Here is a 6,343-nt window from a genome sequence, read left to right as displayed (position 1 = left end):
GGCCCGGACGGTTCCCCGTCCGGGCCCGCGGCCTCGTCAGTTCTGCGGTCAGACCGCCCGGTTGCGCCGCTGGGCCAGCTCGTCGGACGGGTCGTGGCCGACCAGCGTCTCGCCGGTGTCGGTGCGCTCCGCGTGCAGCCGCCCGAGCGTGAGCTCCAGCTCCCGCCAGACCACTCCCACCGCGATGCCGAACACCCCCTGACCGCCCTTCAGCAGGTCCACCACCTGCTGCGGCGTGGTGCACTCGTACACCGTGGCGCCGTCGCACATCAGCGTCATCCCGGCCAGGTCGCCCTGCTCGGCCGCCTGCAGATGGGCGACCGCCACCCGGATGTTCTGCAGCGAGACGCCCGCGTCGAGCAGCCGCTTCACGATCTTCAGCAGCAGGATGTCGCGGAAGCTGTAGAGCCGCTGGCTGGTGGCCGGGTACGCCGAACGGACGCTGGGCTCCAGCAGTCCGGTCCGGGCCCAGTAGTCCAGCTGGCGGTACGTGATGCCGGCCGCCGCGCAGGCCGTCGGACCGCGGTAGCCGATCAGTTCGGACGTCGGGGCCAGCCGCTCGATGTCGGGCTGACCCGGCTGCACGGCCGGGAACCTGCCCACCCGGGGCAGGTTCGTCACGGTGCGAGCGGTGCGCGGCAGGTGCACGGCACACAGGCCTCCCACGGCCGTGCCATCGCCGGTGCTGCTCATGCCTGCCTCCGTCCACTGGTGCTGCGGGCAACCCGAACTGCGGGCATCGGTCACCCGGACAGCCACTCCTGACGGTAGGCAGTCCCCTATGACCCGTCAACGATCGCCACGCCGGGCCAGCCAAACCACATCACTCAGGAGAGTGGTTTTTCGTGCCCCTAGTGTGGGTAGGTCGACGGTTTTTGGCAAAACGGCAAGCCAAACAACGGCCTGACCTATAGGGAAATCCGGTCCGCGCTACTGCGGACCGCTGCCCCCGAAGTCCTCGGGCGACACCTGGTCGAGGAACTCGCGGAACTTCTCGACCTCGTCCTCCTGCTCGTCCGGGATCGCGATGCCCGCCTCGGCGAGCACCTCCTCGCTCCCGTAGATCGGCGTGCCGGTGCGCAGGGCCAGCGCTATCGCGTCGGACGGCCGGGCGCTCACCTCGACCCCGCCGGTGAAGACCAGCTCGGCATAGAAGACGCCCTCCCGCAGGTCGGTGATCCGGACCTCGGTGAGCTGCTGCCCGAGCGCCTCCAGGACGTCCTTGAACAGGTCGTGCGTCAGCGGGCGGACCGGCGTCATGCCCTGCTGGGCGAAGGCGATCGCGGTCGCCTCGCCGGGACCGATCCAGATCGGCAGGTACCGATCGCCCCCGACCTCCCGCAGCAGCACGATCGGCTGGTTGGAAGGCATCTCCACTCGGACACCCACGACGTCGAGCTCATTCACACAGGCAACCCTATGGCTCAGGCCCCGGATATGAAAGCGCAGGGCCGACGCCCCTGGTCAGCGCGGTGCACTGCGGTCAGCCGGGGCCCTGGACGGACAGCCGCAGGAGCCCCGCAGGAACCCCGCGGGGACGCTATCCGCGGCCGCGCAGACCGGCCTGGACCATCGCCGCGTGCAGCCGCACGGACAGTGTCGCCAGCTCCCGCGCAGTGGCCTCGGCATGGGCCCTGGTCTGCGGGTTCCGGTGCCGGCGCAGCGGCGCCACCACCTGTTCCACCAGCGCGATCTCCCGGTCCGCCGCGGCCTTCATGGCCCGCAGGTGCCGCGGCTCCAGCCCGTACCGGCCGAGTTCCGCGACCAGCCGGGCCACCTGCAGCGCCTCGCCGTCGTACCCGCCGTCCGGGCCGGGCGCGACCAGACCGTAGGACTCCCACTCGGAGAGCTCGCGCTCCCCGGACTCGGCGGCCGCCAGCAGTTCGGCACGCCCCAGCCGGACTCCGGACGGGACGTCGGCCGAAGCCCCCAGCTCCCGGTCCGCCTCCTCCACGGGCCCGGGCCGGGTGTCGGCGGACGGCAGCGCGGGCGGTGCCTCACCGCGCTCGATGGCGTCCAGGTGCTCGCGGATCACCCGCAGCGGCAGGTAGTGGTCACGCTGCATCCGCAGGACGTAGGCCAGCCGCTCGACGTCGGCCGGACTGAACTTGCGGTACCCCGAGGGCGTGCGCTGCGGCTCGACCAGGCCCTCCGCCTCCAGGAACCTGATCTTGGAGATGGTGACCTCGGGGAAGTCGTCGCGCAGGAAGGTCAACACCGCGCCGATGCTCAGCAGCTCGTCACCGCCGCGCCGCCGCCCACCCGGCCGGTCCGGGCGGATCGGCTGCCTGGGGCCCGCGACCACCCCGCGCCCGCCGCGGTCCGCCTGCGGACCGGACGATGCGGGGGTGGCCGCCCCGAGAGAAGATGAAGGGGTATTCGTACTCACTCGGGCTCCTACCGACGTTGGGTTCAGTACCCCCGGTTGTGGCCGGCGAAGAACACCAGCCGGTACTTCCCGATCTGCACCTCGTCACCGTTGTTCAGCGACACCTCGTCGATCCGCTCCCGGTTGACGTAGGTGCCGTTGAGGCTGCCGACGTCCGCGACGCTGAACCCGGCCCGCGTCCGGCGGAACTCCACGTGGCGCCGCGAGACCGTGACGTCGTCCAGGAAGATGTCGCCCTGCGGGTGACGGCCGGCCGTGGTGACGTCCGAGTCCAGCAGGAAGCGGCTGCCCGAGTTCGGACCGCGCTGGACGATCAGCAGGGCCGAGCCCGGCGGCAGCGCGTCGATCGCCGACAGCACCTCGGCCGACAGGGCCGGCGTGGCGCCGGTGCCGGTCGTGGTGTTGGGGTCGTACGACTCCAGGCCGGAGATGGAGATGGTCGACGTGGTCTCCGCCGCCCCCTCCGGAAGCAGGCCACCGCGCAGGGCCGTACCGCAGTTGGAGCAGAACCGGGCCGCGGCCGGGTTCTGGTTGCCGCACCTGGGGCACGGAGTGGGGCCAGCCATGTTCACAGCCTCCTGGCGCGGCACACCCGACGGGTTGTGCCCGGCGTACGGGTCCGGGGCAAACCCTCCACCAGAGCTTGAGGGTCCTGACTGGAAACCTATGCGCGGGTCGCCGGAAGGGTCAACCGACGCGCCGTAACCCACCGGATTCCCTGCGTACTGGGCGGCCGCGCCGTCCCGGAACAGCTGCTGCTCGGCGTACGCCGCCCCCTCGGGGGCGGGGCGCATGCCCGGCACGGCGGCCTCGTCCTCGGGCCGGCGGTGCCGCGCAGTGGGCGCCTCGACGGAGGCCGCGCCACGGCCCTTGTTACGACCGAACAACTTCGAGAAGAAACTCACGGGCGAATCCCCTTGCGTGTGACAGACCCGCCCGCGGGGCAGGGTGAGAACCTCGGACAGGCTGCGGGCCCGGTTGCGGACCGGGCCTGCTGGAGTGGTACTCCGACGGTCGGTACTGCGATTGGTGCTCCGGTGCGTGCTGGTACGACCCAGTCTCGCCCACGCGACGGCGGCGCCCCGCACCGGGTGCCGCCCGCGGATGACGGGCTGTTCGTCGGGCGCCCCGTCACTTCGAAGCCGGCTTGGCGTACTGCGGCGTCTTCAGATCCACGAGGGCGTCGACGACCACCTTCTGCTGCTGGGTGATCGTCGCCCGCGCCTGGTGACTCTCCAGAGTACGGACGACACCCCCCGGGATGTTCAGCGCGGGTGTCAGATCCTGCGGGTTCCCCACGACGGTGAACCGATAGGGCTGCGAGACCTTCTTCCCGTCGATCTGCACCCCGCCGCCCGACACGTCGGTGAAGTAGGTGTTGACCACCACGCGCACATCGTTGATCTGAATCGCCTCCGCCCCCGCCGCTCGAAGTTCTTGCAGGGTGTCCAGCAGCATATCTGCCTTCACCTGCCCTTGGGGATCATCGACCGTGAGTACGATGCCCGGACCAGTGGCTTTGACGGTACCGGCGAGCACGCCGAGCTCCGTCGCCTTCTTCCTGGTCTGTTCCTGGGCCTCCTTGGCCTGGTTGGAACTGTTCTCCAACTTGGCCAGGGACTGCTCCAACTCCGCCTTCTCCTGCTGAAGACGCTGCTGGCGGCTGTCCAGTTCGTCGAGGATGCGCACCAGGTCCTCCTGGCGGGCCCCGCGGAGCTGGCTGTGGTGGTCGTTGGTCGACCGCACCTGGATCGCCAGCCCCAGGCCGAGCGAGAACAGCAGCAGCGCCACCACCAGCTGCCCGCGCGACATCCGCGGCGGCCACAGGGCCGCCTTGAGGCGCCGCCGCCCCGCACTGCGGTCCACCGCGGCTGGCTCCGCCACGGGCTCGGACGCAGGCTCGGACTCAGACGCAGGCCCGAGTTCAGACACAGGCCCGGGCTCAGGCGCCGCGGCCTTCGCGAGCCGCACCACGGGCGCGGGCGCCGCCTCCGCATCAAGCTCAGGCTTAGCGTCAGACTTCACCGCAGCCCGCTCCTCGGGCTCCTCCACCGCCGCCACAGGCCCCTCGGCCTTCTCCGGCTCCTCGGTCTGGTCGGCCTGGTCGGCGTGCCGGACCTCCCCGGCCCCGTCCACCGGCTCGGCCGGGCCCGCCTCGGCCGCCGACTCCGGCCCCGGCGCCTCGGCGGCCCGTTCCAACGCGTTCCCGCCGCCGTCCGCGTGCTCCTCCGCCGCCCCGCGGCCCGGCTCAGGCGCGGAAGACATGGCGCCGAATCGCGGCCGCGTTGGAGAAGATGCGGATGCCGAGGACGACGACCACACCCGTGGACAGCTGCGAGCCGACGCCCAGCTGGTCACCGAGGAAGACGATCAGTGCCGCGACCACCACGTTCGACAGGAACGAGACGATGAACACCTTGTCGTTGAAGATCCCGTCCAGCATCGCCCGGACGCCGCCGAACACGGCGTCCAGCGCCGCCACCACCGCGATCGGCAGGTACGGCACGACGGCGTCCGGCACCTCGGGCTGGACGAAGAGTCCGACGACCACCCCGATCACGAGACCCAGTACGGCAATCACGGTCTAGCTGCTCCTGTCCCTGCGGACGACGACCCGGTCGGGGCCGTCGTGGACGAGTGGGCTGTCGTAGTCTTCGCGGACCCGCTCGGCGTACGCCGCCCGGTGCCCGCAGACGGTGAAACGGACGCGCTCGGACTCCCGGAGGTTCCGGCGGTGGGTGACGGCGTCGGGGTGACCGAAGCCGCCGACGAGGACGCCGGGGGCGAAGACTCGGGCGTGACCGGCTGGGCGGTCCGCAGCGTCACACCCACCGCGGCCGGCAGCGTCAGGCTCTTCTGCGCGGACATGGTCGACTTGATGCCGTACTTCTCCTGGAGCAGCCGCAGGTACTGCCCGGCCATGTCGTTCTCGAAGGCGGTGAGCAGCTTCGGCCCGTCCCCGATCGCCTGGATGTTGTACGGCGGGACGAGCGGCCGGTTGTCCACCAGCACCGCCTCGCCCGCGGCCCGGATCGCCGAGAGCGCGGTGAGCCGCTGGCCGTTGATCGCCACGGCTTCCGCGCCGGATCCCCACAGGCCGTTCACCACCAGCTGGAGGTCGCGGTCCCGCAGCCGGCCGCTGTTGGAGAAGCCCTGCCCGGCCCGCGGGTCGACGTTCCCCCCGCCGCCGGTCCCCGCCGCGTCCTCCAGGACCAGCTTGACGCCCGGCCCCGCGACCTCGCCCAGGCCCACCGCGCCGGTCAGACCGCCCTCGTCGCCGTCGCCCGTGGCGAGCGCCTGCTGCTGCGTGCTCTCGACCTTGCGCCGCAGGTCCTGCACCTGCTGCTGGAGGTGGTCGGCCGAGCCGTTGGTGTCGTTGATCCGGTGGATCAGCGCGTCCCGCTCCTTGGCCAGCGTCGGCTCCGCCTTGTGCGCGTTCACCGCGCCGACCGTCACCACGACCCCGACCAACGCCAGCCCGGCGCCCAGCGTGAGCAGGCCTCGGACCGTCCTGGGTATCCGGCTGTCGTGGTCTCCGCCCCGCGCCGCGGCCGCCTCGGCGTAGCCCTCGTCGAGGCTGTGGTCCATGACGTTGGTCAGCAGGGACATCGAGGCGTCCGGACGGTTGTACCGTCCGTTCGGGGCACTCGGCGTCGGCGTCGCTGGCATGCGGACCATCGTCCCACGTCGGCGAAGGGGCCCACGCACACCCCCTGAGCTGCACACACGACACAAAGTGACGGATCATTGCGAACAGTGTGAAAACGGACAGCGGGGCGGGGGGGCCAAGCCGCGCCCCCCCCCCCGCAGGACCGGCGGGCGATCAGGCCGGTGGGGGCACCCCCCCGCCCCCGCGACCCCCCCCCCCCCGCCCGCCCGGTTCCACCTCCACCCCTCATTCCTCGGCCCGGGACCGTTTACCGCCGGTCAGCCCGCACGCCGTAAGGTGAGTCC

General features: G+C 71.6%; 7 protein-coding genes. All 7 read right to left on the bottom strand.

Going from position 1 to position 6,343, the window contains the following annotated elements:
• Window positions 1-48 precede the first annotated feature (48 nt).
• Window positions 49-693 carry a MerR family transcriptional regulator gene (locus tag ACFVHI_RS36490; RefSeq protein ID WP_380346320.1) on the bottom strand — a complete coding sequence of 215 codons (645 nt, stop codon included), beginning with the start codon at window positions 691-693 and terminating at the stop codon, window positions 49-51.
• Window positions 694-930: 237 nt separating this feature from the next.
• On the bottom strand, window positions 931-1,407 hold the full coding sequence (locus ACFVHI_RS36485; protein ID WP_063350203.1) for a bifunctional nuclease family protein: 477 nt from the start codon (window positions 1,405-1,407) through the stop codon (window positions 931-933).
• 133 nt (window positions 1,408-1,540) lie between these two features.
• Window positions 1,541-2,233, bottom strand: coding sequence for a MerR family transcriptional regulator (locus ACFVHI_RS36480; RefSeq protein ID WP_208869207.1), 693 nt, complete (start codon window positions 2,231-2,233; stop codon window positions 1,541-1,543).
• A gap of 179 nt (window positions 2,234-2,412) precedes the next feature.
• Complete coding sequence (locus ACFVHI_RS36475) at window positions 2,413-3,294, bottom strand: FHA domain-containing protein (protein WP_079136055.1); 882 nt, start codon at window positions 3,292-3,294, stop codon at window positions 2,413-2,415.
• 226 nt (window positions 3,295-3,520) lie between these two features.
• The gene (locus ACFVHI_RS36470) at window positions 3,521-4,654 is read right to left on the bottom strand and encodes a DUF881 domain-containing protein (RefSeq protein ID WP_380346317.1); all 1,134 of its coding nucleotides are present in this window, start codon (window positions 4,652-4,654) and stop codon (window positions 3,521-3,523) included.
• Window positions 4,638-4,970 (bottom strand): small basic family protein, encoded by a 333-nt coding sequence (locus ACFVHI_RS36465; RefSeq protein ID WP_030062488.1) that lies wholly within the window; start codon window positions 4,968-4,970, stop codon window positions 4,638-4,640. The genes ACFVHI_RS36470 and ACFVHI_RS36465 overlap by 17 nt, the downstream gene beginning before the upstream one ends.
• Window positions 4,967-6,058: a DUF881 domain-containing protein gene (locus ACFVHI_RS36460; protein ID WP_347878554.1), complete on the bottom strand. Its 1,092-nt coding sequence runs from the start codon at window positions 6,056-6,058 to the stop codon at window positions 4,967-4,969. Before ACFVHI_RS36460 ends, ACFVHI_RS36465 begins: the two co-directional genes overlap by 4 nt.
• Window positions 6,059-6,343 lie beyond the last annotated feature (285 nt).

The sequence above is a fragment of the Kitasatospora sp. NPDC127121 genome, from assembly GCF_042677305.1.
Taxonomy (GTDB): Bacteria; Actinomycetota; Actinomycetes; order Streptomycetales; family Streptomycetaceae; genus Kitasatospora.
This window is presented reverse-complemented; position numbering and strand designations above follow the sequence as displayed.